A 17,422-nucleotide genomic window follows, 5' to 3' on the forward strand; every position below is an offset into this window, starting at 1 on the left:
TTTTGCGGTCGTGTTTCTCTCTTTCAACGAGACTAGTATATCATATGAGTATATCAATTTCGTATACAGTTATTGGGTCAAATGCCAAACAGACCTTTTCCCATCATAGGAAAAGGTCTGTTCATGTTCGTGCTTATGAAGTTGGAGATAATGCGTACGAAGCAAGCAAAGCGCCACTAAACAGATCATAATGCAGGTAATGAAACCGTCCATTTTGATCCTTGAGAGTTACCTCCCAAAAGCGTTTTTCATTGTCTAATCCCGGAACGATATGCCTAATTTCCGCATTTGGAAAGTTTTTTAGTACGGCTTCTTCCACATTTTTTCGAGGAACCGCACGTTCCATCGTATCAAAAGCTGCCGTCTTATCTGTCAGCCACGCGACAACCTGGGTGCCCGCTTGGTTCTTCCCTAGAACAACAGCATAGCTTTCCTTGCCTCGGTACTCATCAATGGATTCTATCTCAGTGATCGTCGTTCGATCCTTTACCCATTGCTGTACAACCCCATTAAAGGCTTGTCTCTCCTCTGCAACAGAGGATGTCAAATGATACGCAAATCCCGCTCCTGTGAGCAGAATAACAGCGATGATTCCCACAACAATTCTTACAAACACTGGATTTTTACTCCTTTATTCGCCCGACCTCATAACCGGAAACGGAGCTGTTCTTGCTTGACCCCCGTTGCCGTCTGCATGCGCAGTTCAAGCTCTAGCTGTCGAATTTGCTGGGACTCGGCATCATACCAGATCTGATAATCAACGCCAATTCCTTTTGCCAAATCAGGCGGCAAATCATCCATGCGAAAAGATGGTCCAAGCCACATCGCCAAAAGTGAGGTTACCTCTTGAGCAGGCACTGACAGTCGATATCCATACAGCCCTTGCCCCCCATGGTCTTGAATGCTTTTTGTCTTAACCGATTGCAATACCCCTTTGATCAAGGTCGCGTGCTCATATGGTGTGAAGAGAGCATACGGGAGTGATGCATCATTCTGAATCTCTCCATCAATTTGAATAGCGATTCGCTCTTCTGCATCTCGTGACATCTCAAGTTTGTGGCCGCCTACTTCCCCATTCAAGGAAAAACGCTCATGCTGATACCGCCCATACAGTACGCTGTCCCGCATATAAACAATGAACGAACGCTCCTCATCTTCCGTCAATTGATCCAATAGCCGTGAAAGCGCCACAGGATTTTGTTCGCCGGCTATTGCCTGATCTGAGGATGCTGTTTCATCTGATCCCATTTTGTTTTTCAATGTGCCTAGTGCAGTCCCTATGAGGAATAGCCCGAGAAAGATCGGGATGAGCCACCACATTTGCTTGGACCGTATATACACATACTGTTCCCCCTGTCCCATTTTTGTCTATAGCCTATGCTATACGGGAAGGTTTTAGAACGACACGGAAAACTTGCTAATCATAGCATGGTGATGGTCGGTCATACTACCTATACACCCCGAGGAGGTGAGCGCGTGAAATGGTCGCAACAAACCACCTCTCCTGACATACTAGGGTTTCTGTTACAGGAATACCGCGTCTCCTGGGCTGGTTTGTCCTCACCACTGCGTCGATTGTCGCACACACCCACACTACATTTTCGCCATCATTCCCTGACAGAAATATGGCGAAAATGAGCGAACAACCCGAATAATACCCAATTTCCCCTACCTACACCTTATTTCGTTTACTCCTGTCCACACCTGACAGGAGCCTTTTTACCGTTTCAGGGATTGGAAAACACGATTGGCTTCATAGATGGCACGTTCTTCATCGATGGTCAGCAGCTGATGATTACGCATCAGGAATTTACCAGCTACAATCGTATCTTTTACATCTCGTCCATTTGCCGCATATACCACATGAGAAATCGGTTCATGTGCAGGGTGGAAATGCGCCTGATGGCTATCCAGTACGATCAGGTCAGCTTTCTTGCCCACTTCCAGGGAACCTAATGTATCAGCCTGGAACACACCATCCGCTCCATAACGAGTAGCCATACGCAACGCTTCCTCAGCTGGAACTGCTACCGGATCGTTATTCACGCCTTTATGCAAAATAGCTGCCAGCTTCAATTCTTCAAACAGATTGAGGTTGTTGTTGCTCGCAGAGCTGTCAGTTCCAAGAGAAACACTTACGCCTTTTGCCAACATTTTTGTCACTGGTGCAACGCCGCTTGCCAGCTTCAGATTGCTCACTACATTGTGAGAAACCTTCACGTTATATTTTGCCAAGATGTCAATCTCTTCATCCGTCAAATGTACGGCGTGGGCAACCAAGGTAGGACGTGAAAACATTCCCAGCTTTTCCAGATGAGCAACTGGGCGCAGTCCGTAATCTTTTTCATTTTGCCCGACTTCCCAAGCTGTTTCTGACATATGGATGTGCAGAGGCAAGGACAGCTCATCTGCTTTTTCAATGATTTGCGTAATGAATTCCGGTGAGCATGTATACGGAGCATGAGGCGCCATCATGACTGTGATGCGACCATCAGCTTGGTTATGCCATTCCTTGGCAAACAACGTAGCATCCTTTAGTTTGGTTTGACGCTCTTCTTCTGAACACAGTCCAATCATGCCTCGGCACAGTCGTGCACGCATGCCGGTAGCTTCGACTGCTTTGGCCACCTCATCCATGTGATCATACATGTCCACAAAGGTAGTTGTACCTGTACGGATCATTTCAATCAGGGAAAGATGGGTGCCCCATTTTACGGAGTTGCCTGTAAATTGTGCTTCCAATGGCCACATCTTGTCTTCGAGCCATTGCTGGAGTGGAAGGTCGTCCGCATATCCACGCAACAAGGACATCCCTGCATGACCATGTGTATTAATCAGCCCTGGCAAGATAAAATCTCCTTTTTGGTCGATGACTTCATCATAGCCAGCATCGGAAAGATCTTCAGGAGTAGGTCCTACATAGGTAATCTTATCGCCTTCAAAAGCTACAGCGCCATCATGGATGACTTCGTTTGTGTCATTTACTGTGATGACGGTTGCGTGAATAAGGATGGTTTTTTTCATGAGTACACTCCGTTCTCTACGTAAGGTAATAAGCCAAGCTTTGCAGATTGGAAGTCACATCTGCGTAATGAATGCGTACATCCTTGGGTGCTCGAATCGTCGTCGGTGCAAAATTCAGGATGCCTTTGATCCCCGCTTGAGTCAACAGATCACATACGGATTGCGCGGCTGGCGCAGGAACAGTAATGATCGCCAGCTTGATTTGTTTTGCAGCAATGGTTTCTGCCAGCTCATCCAATGGTTGTATGGTTAGCCCGGCGAGCTCATTCCCTACCTTGTTTGGATTGCTGTCAAAAATGGCCGCAATCCGCATGTTATCTTTCAAATAAGCGTTATAGTTGCTGATGGCGTGTCCCAAATTACCGGCTCCAACCAGCGCAACTCTGATCTCATCGGTCAATTTCAAGATTTGCCGAATCTGCTCTACCAAGTAATTTACATCATAGCCAATACCTTTTTTACCAAAATCGCCAAAGGCAGCCAGGTCTTTTCGGATTTGGGCGGGATTTACATCGAGATTCCTGCCCATCTGCTGGGAAGAAACGGTTGTCACCTCAACTTGCTGTAAGTAACTGAGGTAACGCAGATAAATCGGCAGGCGGCGGACGACCGCTTCCGAAATCTTTTCGTGTTTCGCCACGTTCGGTCTTCCCCCCCTTATTTCTTTTGCTTCAAAATACGATAATCTTTTCCGTTTGATAAAATCATGATTGTTCCAGCGTCACTCGTAATATACGTTTCTGCCCACGATTCACCTAAACGCTCGAGGACCTCTGATTGGCCATCCTTCATTTTATCACGTGGTTTCCCTGATTGAATGATGGCAATCTGCGGGTCGACAGCAGTGAGAAAGGGTTGAGAGGTCCCTTGGTTGCTACCCTCGTCCCCTACCTTTAGCACCTCTGCCTTAAGCTGATCTGCCTGTCGCTCAAGCAAACGCTCTTCTGCTTTTTCATTGACACCACTGGTAAATAGAAAACGCAAATGGCCGTGCTGGAGGCGAAAAACGAGTGAATTGTTTTGGGGTGATAAAAACAATGGCTCATCTGGAAGCAAGACGTGCATTGATACCTCTTCATCAAGAGCGATCACCTGCTTGGCTTCTACTGCAAGCTGTTTTGCGCCTGAACGAAGAGGTACTGCCCGCTCAATCGTTTGTTTTATCAATTTGGGGACGATGACGTTCTCGACCAAAATCTGCTTGGATAAGAGCGAATATCCCCCTACATGCTCGGGCTGATCATTTGTCAGTACAAGATAGTTCAAGCGTGTCAGCTTTTGCTCTGCCAGGTACTCTGACAATACAGGCCAATCCTCGGCAGTGCCTGTATCGATCAGCATGGTTTTGCCTCGCGGTAATCGCACTAATGTGCTTTCTCCATGCGGCAGTGCCCAATACGAAATCACCAGGCCAGAAAAATCTTGTTCGCTTTCGCTTTCGTAGGGGTCTTCAACTTTTACTGCTTCCTGCAAATGACTGTCAATGGAACAGCCAGCAAGAAGCATCACACCAAAAACGAGCAACCAGCGCCACTCTTTTTTCCATAACATTTATTTTATCACCTAAATCTCTGCTAGACTATTGCTTCATTTTATGAATCTGGCAGGGATTGCATACTAAGGAATGGTTCTATTCTCTCTCGAAGCGTCGGCCACGGCCCACTTTCGATCTGGTACGACGGCAAGGATTGCAGGAATGAACGGCCATATCGGGATTCTACTACGCGCGTATCCATTACGACGACAACGCCACGATCCAGATGATGACGTATCAATCGTCCAACTCCCTGCTTGAACAAAATGATGGCTTGCGGCAGCGCCATAGACATAAACGCGTTTTTACCCTCTGCTTTCAGCAAATCGGCACGCCCTTGATAAACCGGATGATTGGGTGGAGTAAAGGGCAGGCGAACAATGACCAGGCTGCTGAGCGAATCCCCTGGGATATCCACGCCTTCCCAAAAGCTGCTCGTACCAAACAGAACACTCCGTTCCATGCTTTGAAACAGGCGAACGAGCTTGCTTCGGTTGTTGCTGTCAATGCCGTGTCCAAACAGCGTATACGCCTCTGGTGCATCTGCCAGTCTTTCCTTTAGTGCTTGATACACGATTCGAAGCATGGAATGGGATGTAAACAGGATCAATGTCCTTCCCTTGGTTGCAAGCACAACATCCAGACAGCCTTGAATGATTGCTTCCAGATAAATCTGGTCATTTTCTTTCCCCGGAGCCGGAAAATCTGCCGGTATGAGCAGCAGCCCCTGTTTATCGTAAGCAAAAGGCGATGGCAGAGAAAGTGTCTTCACTCGCTCTTCTGGCAGCTGATCCAGTCCAAAACGACTCATGATATACGAAAAGCTGTTTTTTACGGTCAATGTGGCAGAGGTCAGAATCAAACTATGCTTTTGAGCAAATAATGGTTGAGCAAGCGAATCTGCAACCTTCAAGAGTGCGGCTGACAGATGTACCTGCTTGCGGCCAACTCGCGACTCGACTTCCATCCAATATACATACTCGGGATCATGCTCCTGTAAAAAGAAATGCAGCAGCTCGATTACTTTTTGCCATTCATTTACCAAGCCTTGCAGATCAGTACGCAGGCTACGCACGGCAAATGTAGGCTTTTCATCGGCAGGAGCAGCACGAAGCAGTCCATCCAGGTAGCCGGCAAACGAACTCATAGCGTCAATCAGCTTTTTGGTATTCTTCCGGATTTTTTCGTGCTTGCCCGAGAATGATTCGATGCGGTAACGGACCGTTTCTCGTCCAGCATCTGTCGTTTCTTCCGCTCGCTCGGATGCCCATGTATACAGTAGCTGTGTCCATTGCTGCGCCTTGTCACGCAGAGTGGATGACAGCTTTTTCAGTTCCGTCATTTGCCCAGTCACGACATCGCTGATCGCTGGCAACCAATTTTGCAATTCCTCCGCCAAGCGAGGCACGACTCCCCCTTCGTCTACCGAAGCGCGATCCAGCAGGAACAGAAGTTGTGTCGTCGTAAATTGTTTACCCAAATGCTGGGTTGCTGCTTCCTCCAAATGATGCGCCTCGTCAATGATCGCGACCTCATAGGGTGGCAGAATCCGGTTTTCCGCTTGCAAATCGCTGATCAGAAGAGCATGGTTGACAATGAGTACATCAGCCTCCCGTGCGCGTTCCTTTGCCTGAAAATAAAAGCAACGGCTAAACCACGGACAGGCTCGATTCAGACAAGAACCCGTATCACTTTTCACCTGCTGCCAAAATAAATGGCCGCTAGGAGGCATGCTAAGCTCCTCTACATCACCCGTACTCGTTTGCGTCAGCCAAGTCAGCATCTGACCTTTGACGAGACGAAGCTCCTGGCTGCTTCCCTCTACTGGCTCCTCCAGTGTCTGCTCAAGCTTGCGCAGACACAAATAGTTTCCTCGGCCTTTTAGCGTCGAAGCAGAGAATGAGAATGGCAGGGATTGCTGCAGAGTTGCAATTTCCTTATTCAGCAGCTGTTCTTGTAGCTGAATCGTATTGGTACTAATCACCAATTGCTGTTGGTTGTCTTTTGCCCAAATAATCCCCGGAAGCAGATACGCAAGCGATTTGCCAGTGCCTGTACCTGCTTCCACCAGTAGATGAGAGCCTTCCTGCATCGCCTGAAACACCGCATGCATCATCGCTTCTTGTGCATCCCGGCGTTGATAGCCGGCTACATGGGTGCGCATGGTCCCTTCATCACCGATTACATCCTCCAACCGATCTACGAAGGGTTTATGGTCCACACTGCCAAAATCAGGACGCTGAAAGGATGCCGTTAGCTTTTCCGGACGCTTTCTGAGGGCTAGCTGGCGATAAATATCCCACATGGATGACTCTTCATTGACGTTCGGGCTAACCGTGTCATCGAGCTCAGGCAACGAAGCCAGTTTTTCCATCTCGATCTGCCGCAAAAGAACTTCAATATCCGAGCGAAAGGAGGAGACAAGCATTTGCAGTCGTTGTATCGTAACTAATGGCATTGACTCCAAAATATCCATTAAGTGCAGGTAGAGCTGGGCTGTTGCCATCGCATCACTATCTGCCTGATGGGGATTATCATGCTCAATCTCCAATTCCGATGCCAATTCTCCAAGCCGATAGCTGTTTTGCATCGGCAAAAGAATACGTGATAGCTCAACCGTATCGAGTACATAGCCATCAAATGCATAATAGCCCTGGCTCAGCAGGGCTTCTTGCAAAAATTGAAGATCAAAGCTGGCATTATGCGCAACAAACGTGCGACCATCTAGCATTCGCAAGAAACGGGGGAACACCTCTTCCAAAGAAGGAGCGTCTGCCACCATTTCATCTGTTATTCCAGTTAATTGGGTAATGAATGGCGGGATCACCTGTCCGGGGTTAATCATGGTTGAAAAGCTGTCCGTAATCTGTCCATCGTCAATAGCAACGGCTCCGATTTGGATGATGCTGTCTCCCTGACGCGGATGGCTACCCGTTGTTTCGAAATCTACTACCAGTAATCGTTTCAAACGTATGTCACCTCGTAACCTGGGCGGATGCTATTATCCGCACCCTTTCACATTCGGCAGTGAAAGGGTTTTTCCTGCTCCCCACGCACATTTAAGGCTGCAAAAGCTGACTGGAGGATTCTTCTTCCCCCTGCTCGCCCAATTTGATGGCACATAGCTGCAGGTAAATCGGGATCTCACGGAACTGGTTACTATGCGGGAGCGTCCGTTGAAAATATTGCTCGGCCAAGCGCCAGTTTTCTTCAATCACAGCAAGTCTCCCCAGATGAAAGTAGCCAAGAGAACGAACGTACGGCTCTTCATCCACGGTAAACTGCTTCGCTATGCGCTTGGCCTCCTGAAGCTCGCCCATTTTTTCGTAAGCCGAGATCATGCCGGATTGTCCCAGTCGATTTTCCCGATCCTTTTCGAGCATACTGCGAAAAGCTCGAACGGCTTCCTCCAGCTTCCCATCAAACAACAGCATCCATCCATAGCTGAATGTGAAGTCATCGTTGTTTGGCGACAGGCAGATCGCTTTTTTCACGAGTGTCAGAGCCCGCCTAGTTCCTGCGATTAACCAGGTGTTCCAAGCCAAGCCATGCCACGTCCAGCCTTCCTTGGGCAGGCGTTCGGTTAAAAAGTGATAGCAAACCTGTGCCCGATGATAATTCCCGACCGACTCATATAAGGACGCCATCTCCTGTAGGGTATCGCTGTCCAAATCCCGAGTAGGAAGGCGCAACGAAGCTGGAGGTATTAGCTCTGCGGATTCATCCATGCTTTGCAGCAATTGAGCAGCCCGGAGCCAAAGCATTTGCGCTTCCCAGTCGTGTTCATTCTTCACCAAATAGGCCTCAATCTCATCCAGAGCTTCTTGCGCATAGCCGTCCATCAAAAAGCAAAGTGCCAGATTGTACTTGGCCTCGAATTGATCCTCTTTGATTTCCACAGATGCCTTGAAAGCCTGAGCTGCTTCAAGCCACTGCTCTTCCTCAGCCAAAATACAGCCCATGGCATTGTAGCTGAACGCTACTACAGAGGGCGAACTGGCTGATTTGCTCAGCAGACGAAACTCACGATATGCCGTTTCTGGCTCCTCGCAAAACAACAAACTGAATCCGTAGTACAAGCGGCCTACTTCCCAATCCGGCGATTCGCTTACTAACTCTGCAAAGCATTTCTTTGCGTCCTGATACATTCTCAGATGGTAGAAGCCCTCGCCTTTGCGAAACATCGGCGCATATCCATTTAATTCGCTATGCGCTGCTTCTGTTTCATCTTTGACTGCCTCTTGCTTTTGAAGCGAGACTTTCGCTTTGGTCACAGCATCCGCTGATGCTTTTGCTTTCATTTCTGGCTTTTCCTTTTGCTGCTCTGACAAATGCCCTTCCAATTGCTTGATGGTACGAATCGCGTTTGACAGACGTTCTTCAAACTGCAGCCACAGGTCCACAACTGTATCACTTACTTGACGCAAATGAAATAACTGATCAGCCATTTGATGGCGTTCTTGCTCGGAAGCATCCGACCACTTTTCTTCAATGATTTCAGCCTTTCGGCGAAGTGTCTGGAACCAATCTTCTATTTTCACGCAAAAGCCACCCCCTATGAGGCGTGAGTACTCTCATTGTCTCACAAGGCAGGTGGCTCTATGCAAAAGTCGATGTGTGGAGTTTACAAAATGGTTGCGTGAATTTCTTCAGCAATCAGTTCTTTAATTTGATTCTTCTCATCCATAATCGCAACACGCGGCTTGTACGTACGCGCTTCCTCGTCAGACATCATCGCATAGGAAATGATGATAACGATGTCACCCTCCTGTACGAGACGAGCAGCAGCACCGTTCAGGCAAATGACACCACTTCCAGGAGTTCCTTCGATCACGTAGGTTTCCAGCCTTGCCCCATTGTTGTTATTCACGATTTGGACCTTCTCGTTAGGCAAAATATCCAACGCATCCAAAAGGTTCTTGTCAATTGTAATGCTACCGACGTAATTGAGGTTGGCTTCTGTCACGGTAGCCCGATGGATTTTCGCTTTCATCATTGTGCGCAGCACAGGTAATTCCTCCCCTTGTCTCTCCTGGTTGTCTTCCCTGTATTCAGGATTAGCGGATTTCCGTAATGAGATTGTCAATCAGACGCGTTTTACCGAAATAAACAGCCAGTGCAATCATTATAGATTGCCCTGTCTTCTCTTGAGTGACCGGCTCCAGATCAGGGAAGCGCAGAACCTCCACATAATCAATCGACGCGAGCGGCCTTTCGCTAATTTTTTGAATCACGCTGTCTTTGATCTCTCCCAATGCCATGCCTTCTTCGAGCCACTTTTTGGCTTGCTGCAGACTCTCAGACAACACGAGCGCTTGTGTTCTCTCTTCCTGCGACAAGTACACGTTGCGCGAGCTCATGGCAAGTCCATCTGCTTCACGGACAATCGGGCAAGGCACAATTTCAATCGGCATCGACAAATCAGCGACCATTTGCGTGATAACTGCCACCTGTTGCGCATCTTTTTGTCCGAAGAAAGCATAGTCAGGCTGAACAATCTGAAACAGCTTTGTCACGACAGTCGCTACACCATCAAAGTGTCCAGGTCGGGAAGCCCCACACAAAGGCGCCGTGACGTTAGCTACGGACACATTGGTCAGGATCGGACGTGGGTACATTTCATTTACATCAGGTGTAAACAGCAAATCTACACCTGCCGAGCTTGCCATTTCAGAATCCCGCTCGATACTTCTTGGATAACGCTCAAAGTCCTCATTGGGCCCAAACTGCAAAGGATTTACGAAAATACTCATGACAACCAGATCACACATCTCACGTGCTGCTTTGACCAGACTAAGGTGACCTTCATGTAAAAATCCCATGGTAGGAACAAACCCGATTCGTTTTCCCTCGCGTTTTGCTTCCTTTATGTGAATACGAATGTCGGCAATAGTTGTTACTTGCTCCATCGTTTTAATCATTTTTGACCTACACCTTCCCCATACAGCTGTTTAATCGTGTCCTCCGATGCGTGAAATACATGCTCGGCAGCCGGGAAGCTCCTTGCTTCTACTTCCTTTACATACGAAGCAACGGCGTCACGAATCGATTCTCCCACCTCGGCATAGCGCTTGACGAATTTGGGTGTCAACTGGGAAGCGTAACCAACCAGATCGTGGAAGACCAGGACTTGTCCATCGCAAGACGCACCTGCGCCAATACCGATGACAGGAATCTCGAGTTTTGAGGCGATCATCGCTGTTACCTCTTCTGGAACACATTCCAACACAATGGCAAATGCCCCAGCTTCCTGAATCACCAATGCTTCCTCCAGCATTTTTTTGGCCGCTTCGAGGCTTCTACCCTGTACTTTGTAGCCGCCAAGCTGATGAACTGCTTGTGGAGTAAGCCCGATATGTCCGACGACAGGAATACCTGCCTGTACGCAGCGTGTAATGATAGGAGCCAGTTCACTGCCCCCCTCCATTTTCACAGCCTTGGCGAGTCCTTCCTGCATCAGTCGTCCTGCATTTTTCACTGCTTCAGCGAGCGTCCCATGATAGCTCAAAAAAGGCAGGTCTGCTACAACAAATGCTCGCTTTGCCGCTCTCGTCACAGCTTTTGTGTGATGAATCATATCTTCCATCGTTACTGGAAGCGTCGAGTCATACCCTAGCACAACCATGCCGAGCGAATCTCCGACCAGAATCATGTCGACTCCTGCTTCCTCTACGAGCTTCGCAGATGGATAATCATAAGCAGTCATCATTGTGATCGGCGTGCCAGTCTCTTTTTTCTTGCGAATGTCTGCGGTTGTTACTTGTTTCAATGCGTTTGCCATTTTTCATTTCTCCCCGTACGCACCTAGCCTGTGGATTGTATGGAAAAATAAAACCTTCTCGCCGAATCGGGAGAAGGTTGTCCATGCCAAAGAGACATCTTGCGTCTTTACGGAATCCTTCTGTCTCGGTCCACATAGGCTCTGAGCAGATTTTTGTCCATACACCTATTGAATTAGCTATACACCAGAACTGAAAAAAATACTCCATGAGTACCGTTCACAAAAGCGATACGGTCTCCATTTGGAGTATAGCAAAAGATTCATTCATTTGCACGATAATTGACATCTGCCGAGTACACTTTGTGCATAATTCCCGCACGATCCTCAACCATAAGCACTCCTTCATCGTCCAATCCGACAGCTCGTCCTTCAAACATTTGGCTGATCGTCTGGACAGATACCCATCGTCCAATTGAATAGGAATGCTTCTCCCACTCTTGCTTTACACGCTGGAAGCCATGCTGCAAAAAGTGATCGTATTCCTCTTCAAAGTTGCGGCAAAACTGCTGGATAAAATCGACTCGCTTCACTTCATCACCTGATTCAATTCGCAGGGAGGTAGCGATTTCAGACAGCTCTTCCGGGAAATCAGATTGCACGCTGTTCGCATTCAGTCCAATTCCGATCACTAGATAGTTCACACGATCTGATTCCGCATTCAATTCTGTTAAAACGCCACATACCTTTTTGTCTCCGCAAAAAATGTCATTCGGCCACTTGATTTTTACAGGGACTCCTGTCTCCTCGCGAATCGTTCGGGCTATTGTTACCGCAGTCAAGAGAGTCATTTGTGGTGTTTTCGGAATCGGAATAGCAGGGCGGACAATGAGGCTCATCCAGATCCCGGTTCCTTTTGGAGAATGCCACGGGCGTCCCAGTCGTCCTCTTCCCCCTGTCTGCTGTTCGGCCAAAACCAGAGTTCCTTCTGGAGCACCTTTGGCGGCAGCCTCGTGCGCAAGCGGCTGGGTGGAGACGACTTCATCGTGGGCAAAGACGTTTTGTCCGATACGTGCTGTATGTAGGCCAGCCATAATTTCCGCTGCTGACAGACGGTCTGGAGCCACAATCAATCGATAGCCCGACTTGCGGACTGCCTCTACCTCGTAACCATCCTTGCGCAGCTCTTCAATATGCTTCCATACAGCCGTGCGTGAGCAGCCACATGTCTGACTTAAATCTTCACCGGAAATAAACTCTCCCGGATGATCACGAAACGCTTGCAATATCACCTGTTTAATGTTCATGATTGGCAACCTCTTTCTTTGCAGCCTCGATCAAGGCTTCAGGCGTATTCGGCAACCCATGTAAAGCGGTTTGGACCAATAGGACATTCAGTACCTGCATAATCCACTCGCCAGGCTTCTTTTGCAGGGCGATTTGCAGATCCAAGCCTGATACAGCGAGCTCCTTTACTTTCTTCACAGGCATATGCTCATAAACCGTCTCAAGCACCTGCGCAGATTGGGTGTCCCTCTCGTTTGACCAGCATGTCTGCAGTAATTCTTCAAGCGCTTGACATGTTTCCCAGCCTTCCGCCAAAAGCAACGGGCCCCAGTCAACCTCTTGGGGACGATCCCATTCTACCCCGAGCAGACAGAGCAATCGGACAAAACTGACAATCATGTCTGTTTCTCGATTGGACATGCGCAAATAGCCGCACACCTCTTTGGCTTCTTTATGCGTGAAGCCTGCCGCGTACATCAGCAACGACCATTTTTGCACGAGGGTAGGAAGTCTTGTGAGTCTCCTTACTTGTTCTCCTGATTGGTCAAACATTCGATCTAAGCCCGGAGAAAAAGCAAGCAGCCTGGTCTTTGTTAGTAATTGGCAGCCTAGCTGGACTCCTGAACTGCTTATCGTTTTGTTCAATTCCTCCCGTACCCGTTCGACTGCAATATACGATAGCAGAGGAGCTGTGTCTTTCATTGCCGAAAGCGTTTCTTCCTCGATCGAGAAGCCTAACTGTGCCGCAAAACGCACCCCTCTCAAGAGTCGCAAAGCATCCTCCTGAAAACGCTCGGAAGCAGTGCCTACCGCCCGTATGAGGCAGGCTTTTAAATCTGCTCTGCCTCCAAACGGGTCCTGCAGATTTCCGTTCCTATCCATCGCCATCGCATTTATTGTAAAATCACGCCGCTCCAAGTCCAAACGCAGCTGTGCAACAAATTGAACATCCACCGGCCGACGGTAATCCTCGTACTTTCCTTCAGTCCGATAGGTTGTGACCTCAAATAATTGCTTTTCGATTTTCACAGAAACCGTGCCATGCTTGAGCCCGGTCGGAACATGGTCAGGAAATAGACGCATCACGTCGCCAGGATGGGCATTCGTACATATATCTATATCGTGCACAGGTCTGTTTAAGAGCCAGTCGCGGACGCAGCCACCGACGAAATAAGCCTCAAATCCGTTCTCCTCCAACGTTTCCAGCACACGTTTTGCCAATTCGACAACCAATCCTGTTCCCTCCTTCCCACGCCGTCCGCAATAGATTATCAGGAGGCGATTCACTTGAGATTTTTATACGGATTGTTCATCCTTATATCCAAAGCTGTTCAGCTCGTGAAAGGTAACTAACTAAGCATTTGCTCATAAAGCGCTTCGTACTGGGAAGCGATTCTTTCGTGACAAAACGTCGTGCAAGAACGCTCAATACTGTTCTTGGAAAATGTCTGATATAACTCATCATTTTTTAACAATTGAATAGCCGCCTGAGCCATTCCTTCCACGTCACCAATCGGGCGCAAGAAACCGCAGACACCGTCGATCACAACCTCTGGCAATCCCCCTGCCACTGTCGCCACAACAGGAACACCACATGCCATCGCTTCTAAGGCAACAAGGCCGAAGCTTTCTTTCTCTGAGGGTAAAAGCATCAGATCTGCCATGGAGAGAACTTCGGCCACGTCCTCTTGTTTTCCCAGGAAGCATACATCATCGGTCAATCCTCGCTCGGCAATCATCTTTCTCACAGCGCCCATTTCCGGTCCTTCTCCAATCAGGATCAGTCTGGCTGGCATTTCTTCTTGGACCTTCGAAAAAATATCAATAACATCCGGTACTCTTTTTACAGGACGGAAGTTGGAGATGTGCATTAGAATTTTTTCGCCGTTCGGAGCGAACACTTTTTTCAGCTCGCTAACCTCTTTTGGATAATAGCGCCGTTTATCCACAAAATTGTAGATAGGAACGATCTCTTTTTCCACATGCAGCAGTTCATTGGTTTGGTCGATCAAATCCTTGGAAACTGCCGTCACCATATCGCTTCGCTCGATTCCAAATCGGATCATATCGCTGAGATTAGAATCATAACCCAAAACGGTTATATCCGTTCCGTGGAGTGTCGTCACAATCTTGAGATGGTCGCCTACCATTTGCTTCGCCAAAAATGCACATAACGCATGCGGGACTGCATAATGCACATGCAATAAATCCAGTTTTTCGTTTTTCGCGACTTGTGCCATCCTATTTGCCAAGGTCAAGTCATAGGGTGGATATTTAAATACATCGTAGTTGTTCACTTCGACTTCATGATAAAAAATATTCGGGTGAAAGGCACCCAAACGAAACGGCATTCCGCCAGTAATAAAATGCACCTGGTGGCCCCGTTCTGCCAATAATTTCCCCAATTCAGTCGCCACAACGCCGGACCCACCTAATGAGGGGTAGCAAGTAATGCCGATGTTCATGTCTGGATGTCACTCCTTCTTACAGGGTGGTCAAAACGTATGGAGCTGCACTCACAAAGCCTTCTGCGAGAGCTACACCTGCTTGCTGACCAAATAAACGTTCGCGATACTCCACCATTTCTAAATATCCATTCGTGAGTGGGGTCTGCACACTGCCCTCTTCCAGCTCAAATTGGCTGCGATAACAGCGAAGTACTTCCATTTTTTCCGGGTAAATGGGCGTTACGTCGACGACCATTTGAGGAGTCACCGTTGAATTAATAAAATAGTAAAGAAGCTGCTTTGGTCGATATGCCTCCACAGAAGAATCCGATTGATATTTGCGGATGCCTGCATTAAAGACAGCCTCACGAACAATCCGACTGACACTTTCATGATCGGGATGACGATCGGAAAAGTATGGAGCCAGAACCATTTTCGGGCGTGTTTGCCGAATGAGCCAAGCAACACGACTAATCGCATCTTCACGCACCTGTTCCAATCCACGATCTGGCAACCCAAAATTGAACCGCTCCGTTATACCCATAAGCTTATCTGCAGCTTGTGCCTCTTGCTGTCTACGTTCTACATTCCCATTAGATGACAGCTCGGCATAGGTCAAATCCAGAATTCCTACGCGTTGCCCTTGCTTGGCAGCCAAAATAAGACTGCCAGCTGCTCCAATTTCGACATCGTCGGGATGGGCTCCGATTGCAAGGATATCGAGTGAACTCATGATTCCTTCTCCTTATGGACCACTTCGCGCCAGTCTAATTCCCCACGCTCCAATGCTTTCAGCATAATCTCGGCTGAGCCTAAATTGGTCGCAACCGGTATCTTATGAACATCACAGAGACGAATCAATGCAATGATATCTGGTTCGTGTGGCTGAGAAGTAAGGGGATCACGCAAGAAAATAATCAAATCCATCTCATTACGTGCTATCATCGCTCCGATTTGTTGGTCCCCTCCGAGAGGTCCAGACAGAAAACGGGTGAGCTGTAGTGAAGTAGCTGCCATGATTCGTGATCCGGTAGTGCCTGTTGCGTACAAGTCGTGCTCTGCCAAGATGTTTTCGTAGGCCATAGCCAGTTGGACAATCTCTTCCTTCATTCGATCGTGGGCTATTAAAGCAATTTTCACGCAAACCTCTCCCCTATTCTTCACTAGAGAATGCATTTAAACGAACGTTTAATCAATCAAATGTTCCAGACCGTAGATGAGACCGTTCATATTCATTACTGCTTTGATCGCCATATTTACACCTGGCATGAATGACTCACGGTTAATCGAATCGTGTCTGATGGACAACGTTTGGCCAGTCGCACCAAAAAGCACTTCCTGGTGAGCAACCATACCCGGCAAGCGAACACTATGAATACGGAATCCTTCGTAATCAGCACCACGTGCCCCCGGAATCGTTTCTACTTCTTCAGGATGTCCCTGCTTCATCTCTTCCCGAACCGCTGCAATCATTTCTGCCGTCTTCAGTGCAGTTCCACTTGGTGCATCCAGCTTGCGATCATGATGCAGCTCAATAATTTCAACATGAGGCATATATTTTGCAGCCATAGCGGAAAATTTCATACACAGGATCGCACCGATTGCAAAGTTTGGTGCAATGATTCCGCCCAAACCCGCTTCTTTATAGCGACTGGTCATTTCTTGCAGCTGCTCCGGTGTCAGCCCAGTTGTTCCTACTACAGGTCTAACTCCATGAGCAAGGCAAAGCTCCATATGACGATACACACTGTGCGGGGTGGTGAAATCGACGAGTACATCCGGTTTCATTTCTTCGAGTTGCGCGATTACTCCTGCATCGTCCACCCGTGTATCCAAATTTCCGGTGAATACGAGCTCGGCATCTGTGCCCAGCATTTTCACGACTTCTTGGCCCATTCGGCCATTTGCCCCCGCTACCGCTACACGAATTTGATTACTCATTCTGTTTCGTTCTCCTCTATTCTCGTCCAGCGATCTTTATCGCGTGTGTTAAATTTGTGCATAATACGATCAAAGGCCTCTTGCAGATCAATCCCGAGGGAATTCGCAAAACAGATCACAATGAAGAGTACATCTCCCAGCTCTTCCTCGACTGTTTTTTCGCCCTCGTCCTTTTTCTTAGGCTTTTCACCGTAAAAATGGTTAATCTCCCTCGCTAGCTCGCCTACTTCTTCTGTCATCCTCGCGAGCATAGCAAGCGGAGAAAAATAGCCTTCCTTGAATTGCGATATGTACTGATCTACTTCCTGTTGCATCTCCTGTATGGTCTTTTGCCGTTCCATCGGGTCACTCCTTTTCCTTCTCTTACTTCTCTCTTTCACCTATCGTACCCGAAAAGGCTGCGTTTGCCAAATCTGAAGTACTGAGCCTTCCAACATATGGACAATTCAAGATTTGTTCCTATATAATGGC

Annotated in this window: 17 protein-coding genes; all 17 read right to left on the bottom strand. The window is 48.0% G+C overall.

Annotated features, from left to right (window positions below; translation table 11 throughout):
• Nucleotides 1-133: 133 nt before the first annotated feature.
• The gene (locus ADS79_RS19625; protein WP_049740071.1) at nt 134-616 is read right to left on the bottom strand and encodes a cell wall elongation regulator TseB-like domain-containing protein; all 483 of its coding nucleotides are present in this window, start codon (nt 614-616) and stop codon (nt 134-136) included.
• 29 nt (nt 617-645) lie between these two features.
• Complete coding sequence (locus ADS79_RS19630) at nt 646-1,341, bottom strand: hypothetical protein (protein ID WP_049740072.1); 696 nt, start codon at nt 1,339-1,341, stop codon at nt 646-648.
• A 378-nt stretch (nt 1,342-1,719) separates the two neighbouring features.
• Nucleotides 1,720-3,024: an amidohydrolase gene (locus tag ADS79_RS19635; protein WP_049740073.1), complete on the bottom strand. Its 1,305-nt coding sequence runs from the start codon at nt 3,022-3,024 to the stop codon at nt 1,720-1,722.
• A 16-nt stretch (nt 3,025-3,040) separates the two neighbouring features.
• Nucleotides 3,041-3,664, bottom strand: coding sequence for a redox-sensing transcriptional repressor Rex (locus ADS79_RS19640; RefSeq protein ID WP_049740074.1), 624 nt, complete (start codon nt 3,662-3,664; stop codon nt 3,041-3,043).
• A gap of 17 nt (nt 3,665-3,681) precedes the next feature.
• Complete coding sequence (locus ADS79_RS19645) at nt 3,682-4,575, bottom strand: ComEC/Rec2 family competence protein (protein ID WP_049740075.1); 894 nt, start codon at nt 4,573-4,575, stop codon at nt 3,682-3,684.
• 41 nt (nt 4,576-4,616) lie between these two features.
• Nucleotides 4,617-7,526 (bottom strand): ATP-dependent DNA helicase DinG, encoded by a 2,910-nt coding sequence (dinG, locus tag ADS79_RS19650; RefSeq protein ID WP_049740076.1) that lies wholly within the window; start codon nt 7,524-7,526, stop codon nt 4,617-4,619.
• Between the two features lie 91 nt (nt 7,527-7,617).
• Nucleotides 7,618-9,099, bottom strand: a complete 1,482-nt coding sequence (locus ADS79_RS19655; RefSeq protein WP_049740077.1) for a tetratricopeptide repeat protein — start codon at nt 9,097-9,099, stop codon at nt 7,618-7,620.
• A gap of 83 nt (nt 9,100-9,182) precedes the next feature.
• Nucleotides 9,183-9,566: an aspartate 1-decarboxylase gene (gene panD, locus ADS79_RS19660; RefSeq protein WP_049740078.1), complete on the bottom strand. Its 384-nt coding sequence runs from the start codon at nt 9,564-9,566 to the stop codon at nt 9,183-9,185.
• A 49-nt stretch (nt 9,567-9,615) separates the two neighbouring features.
• The gene (gene panC, locus ADS79_RS19665; protein ID WP_049740079.1) at nt 9,616-10,479 is read right to left on the bottom strand and encodes a pantoate--beta-alanine ligase; all 864 of its coding nucleotides are present in this window, start codon (nt 10,477-10,479) and stop codon (nt 9,616-9,618) included.
• On the bottom strand, nt 10,476-11,339 hold the full coding sequence (gene panB, locus ADS79_RS19670; protein WP_049740080.1) for a 3-methyl-2-oxobutanoate hydroxymethyltransferase: 864 nt from the start codon (nt 11,337-11,339) through the stop codon (nt 10,476-10,478). Before panB ends, panC begins: the two co-directional genes overlap by 4 nt.
• Nucleotides 11,340-11,599: 260 nt before the next feature.
• A complete protein-coding gene (locus ADS79_RS19675; RefSeq protein WP_049740081.1) occupies nt 11,600-12,583 on the bottom strand; it encodes a biotin--[acetyl-CoA-carboxylase] ligase in 984 nt (327 codons plus the stop codon).
• Nucleotides 12,573-13,796, bottom strand: a complete 1,224-nt coding sequence (locus ADS79_RS19680) for a CCA tRNA nucleotidyltransferase (protein ID WP_049740082.1) — start codon at nt 13,794-13,796, stop codon at nt 12,573-12,575. The genes ADS79_RS19675 and ADS79_RS19680 overlap by 11 nt, the downstream gene beginning before the upstream one ends.
• Nucleotides 13,797-13,912: 116 nt before the next feature.
• Nucleotides 13,913-15,028 carry an N-acetyl-alpha-D-glucosaminyl L-malate synthase BshA gene (bshA, locus tag ADS79_RS19685; RefSeq protein WP_049740083.1) on the bottom strand — a complete coding sequence of 372 codons (1,116 nt, stop codon included), beginning with the start codon at nt 15,026-15,028 and terminating at the stop codon, nt 13,913-13,915.
• Between the two features lie 19 nt (nt 15,029-15,047).
• Complete coding sequence (gene bshB1 / locus ADS79_RS19690; RefSeq protein WP_049740084.1) at nt 15,048-15,743, bottom strand: bacillithiol biosynthesis deacetylase BshB1; 696 nt, start codon at nt 15,741-15,743, stop codon at nt 15,048-15,050.
• Nucleotides 15,740-16,150, bottom strand: a complete 411-nt coding sequence (locus ADS79_RS19695; RefSeq protein WP_049740085.1) for a methylglyoxal synthase — start codon at nt 16,148-16,150, stop codon at nt 15,740-15,742. Before ADS79_RS19695 ends, bshB1 begins: the two co-directional genes overlap by 4 nt.
• A gap of 48 nt (nt 16,151-16,198) precedes the next feature.
• A complete protein-coding gene (dapB, locus tag ADS79_RS19700; RefSeq protein WP_049740086.1) occupies nt 16,199-16,951 on the bottom strand; it encodes a 4-hydroxy-tetrahydrodipicolinate reductase in 753 nt (250 codons plus the stop codon).
• The gene (locus tag ADS79_RS19705) at nt 16,948-17,292 is read right to left on the bottom strand and encodes a nucleotide pyrophosphohydrolase (protein ID WP_049740087.1); all 345 of its coding nucleotides are present in this window, start codon (nt 17,290-17,292) and stop codon (nt 16,948-16,950) included. The genes dapB and ADS79_RS19705 overlap by 4 nt, the downstream gene beginning before the upstream one ends.
• Nucleotides 17,293-17,422: the final 130 nt, after the last annotated feature.

The organism is Brevibacillus reuszeri (assembly GCF_001187725.1).
Lineage (GTDB): Bacteria > Bacillota > Bacilli > Brevibacillales > Brevibacillaceae > Brevibacillus > Brevibacillus reuszeri.

Excerpts from the sequence above, each read along its gene's own strand:
- ADS79_RS19635 (WP_049740073.1), bottom strand. The coding sequence starts at position 3,024 with ATGAAAAAAACCATCCTTATTCACGCAACCGTCATCACAGTAAATGAC.
- ADS79_RS19645 (WP_049740075.1), bottom strand. The coding sequence starts at position 4,575 with ATGTTATGGAAAAAAGAGTGGCGCTGGTTGCTCGTTTTTGGTGTGATG.
- panC (WP_049740079.1), bottom strand. The coding sequence starts at position 10,479 with ATGATTAAAACGATGGAGCAAGTAACAACTATTGCCGACATTCGTATT.
- panB (WP_049740080.1), bottom strand. The coding sequence starts at position 11,339 with ATGGCAAACGCATTGAAACAAGTAACAACCGCAGACATTCGCAAGAAA.
- ADS79_RS19675 (WP_049740081.1), bottom strand. The coding sequence starts at position 12,583 with ATGAACATTAAACAGGTGATATTGCAAGCGTTTCGTGATCATCCGGGA.
- bshA (WP_049740083.1), bottom strand. The coding sequence starts at position 15,028 with ATGAACATCGGCATTACTTGCTACCCCTCATTAGGTGGGTCCGGCGTT.
- bshB1 (WP_049740084.1), bottom strand. The coding sequence starts at position 15,743 with ATGAGTTCACTCGATATCCTTGCAATCGGAGCCCATCCCGACGATGTC.
- dapB (WP_049740086.1), bottom strand. The coding sequence starts at position 16,951 with ATGAGTAATCAAATTCGTGTAGCGGTAGCGGGGGCAAATGGCCGAATG.
- ADS79_RS19705 (WP_049740087.1), bottom strand. The coding sequence starts at position 17,292 with ATGGAACGGCAAAAGACCATACAGGAGATGCAACAGGAAGTAGATCAG.